This window comes from Escherichia sp. TW14182 (assembly GCF_000208525.1).
GTDB lineage: Bacteria > Pseudomonadota > Gammaproteobacteria > Enterobacterales > Enterobacteriaceae > Escherichia > Escherichia ruysiae.
Window position 1 is genome coordinate 1 of record NZ_AEJZ01000491.1, and the last position, 2027, is coordinate 2027.

The 2027-nt window shown below is 33.8% G+C and carries 2 protein-coding genes; one reads left to right on the forward strand and one right to left on the reverse strand.

From position 1 onward, the window contains the following. Positions 1-95 precede the first annotated feature (95 nt). On the forward strand, positions 96-1616 hold the full coding sequence (locus EQY_RS27155; RefSeq protein ID WP_237712299.1) for a glycosyltransferase family protein: 1521 nt from the start codon (positions 96-98) through the stop codon (positions 1614-1616). Positions 1617-1850: 234 nt separating this feature from the next. Here the strand turns inward: EQY_RS27155 and EQY_RS25420 are convergent. Next, a partial coding sequence (locus tag EQY_RS25420) for a tail fiber assembly protein (RefSeq protein WP_138984138.1) occupies positions 1851-2027 on the reverse strand: 177 nt, incomplete at its 5' end.

A 2027-nucleotide genomic window follows, 5' to 3' on the forward strand; every position in this document is an offset into this window, starting at 1 on the left:
ACACTATCAGTAAGTTGGAGTCACTACCAGGTAGAATTTACTTAGAAACAAAATCAAGACCTAAGTATATTTTAAAGAAAAGGTAGAAAATAACCATGAGCATATGTATTAAACAATCAGCATTAAAAATATTATTGGCTTTATCAGCACTTCTAATAATTTGGTTGACTACCAGATACTTTCCAGTTGAACCGGATGTTGCTAACAGCCCAATTGTATGGAGGCATATTTTAGAGAATGGTATATCATCAATCCACGACTGGAAACCAACCGTGGATAATTGGTATTTCACCGTTTACCCAATTAACTTTTTATTTTTTATGCTGTTAGGTGATGATGGCTTAGTAGCATTAAGATTATCAACTGCAGTTTTCTCTATTGCTATAGTAATAGCAGCGATGTTAACGCTACGTAAGGCATTCGGGTTTACTCCTGCTTTGGTTTCCATTATACTTCTATCTCTAATATCATATTTTTCATACACTTATGGTTTTGTATCACATCCTTTTTCTCATAATTCAACAAACGCTTTTGGCTTTTTATGCTTGCTTATATCTGTTTTCAACATACAGTATAAAAGTATATTTATCACTCTCCTCTTAAGTTTGACAGCATTATTTTCCAGCGTATCCGATCCGTGGTTTACGGCTGCATTTTTCATTCCACTATTAATATCTTACTTTTTATTCTCCGTATGGGATAAAAAATTATTTAAGCATACTGCATTAATACTATTTGCATGTTTAATCTCTCTTTCCAATGTATTGCAAAATCTACTTGACATACCTCCCCATCAATTTGAAATTGTATCACTCAATGATATAATTTTAAATGCAAAATGGTGCATTCTATTAATAGGAAAAGGTCTTAATTTATTAGTTATCGACAATAACGCAACATCTTACGCCTCATTTGTCATTTGGTTCATTGCCATTATTACATCTGCGTGGTTTGTTTTTTCGGATAATAAAAAAAACAAATACCGCATTTATATTGTGTTATTTTCATTATTATCTATCGCAGGTATTGTCTCATCATTCATACTGAGCTATAAATCTCCTGATTATATTAGCATGCGTTTCTTTATGAATGTTACCTGTTTCGCACTGATATTGTGTTGTATCGGCACATCAACAAAAGCAAAGATATTATTTTATCTAATCGCATTTTCTTTTTCAATCAGTTCAATTAACTCTTACATAAATAATGCATCACCATTACACGATCAGGAGAAGACTGTTAAATCATACATTGATTTTTTAAAAAAAAATAATCTCCATTATGGGTACGGCTCTTTTTGGGATATGTCAATGACTGTAAATTGGTTATCTGGTGGGGACATACAGATAACTCCTGTTTTCTTTAATGCTGATTCGGGGAAAATTGACTTTACTGGCGTGAGACAACAGACACTGACTTCTTGGCATAGCAAGGAGGCGTTCAATTCTGCTCCTGAGCGACAATTTATAGCCGTTTCCGTAGCTAACGAACCCGAACGATGCAAAGAAATGACATCCTGCCTTGCAGGTATTCAAGAACAATTAGGTAAGCCTGACGAAGTTTTGAACTTTGAAGAAAGAGTAATACTAGTATTTAACAAAAAACTTAACCTATAGTAAGTTGCCCGCTATTATATAAAACGTACTAACGAATGAATAACCCGTCTCTTTCGACGGGTTATATCCCTATCAGAAATAAAAATGGGGTGGTTGCCGTATACAACGATATCCTAATTTAGAGCTATATTCTAGAGTATATGAGATACTATAAATTTGAAGGAAGTATCATTATAAAAACCATATACAGTTATAATTAGACACCTCGTTTTTCATCCAATAACGAGTTTTCTCTTATAGATTGCTCTCTGGTTTTTTCGGCCACTCTGTATTTTTTATATCAACACGCATCAATAGCACGCGATATTTTTTCCATTTCAGTAACAGTTTCGTTTCATCATCTGTTGCCATATCTAAATCAACCGCATCCTGAAGCGGAGCTATGTAGTGGTCAACAAAAACTGGCCACAG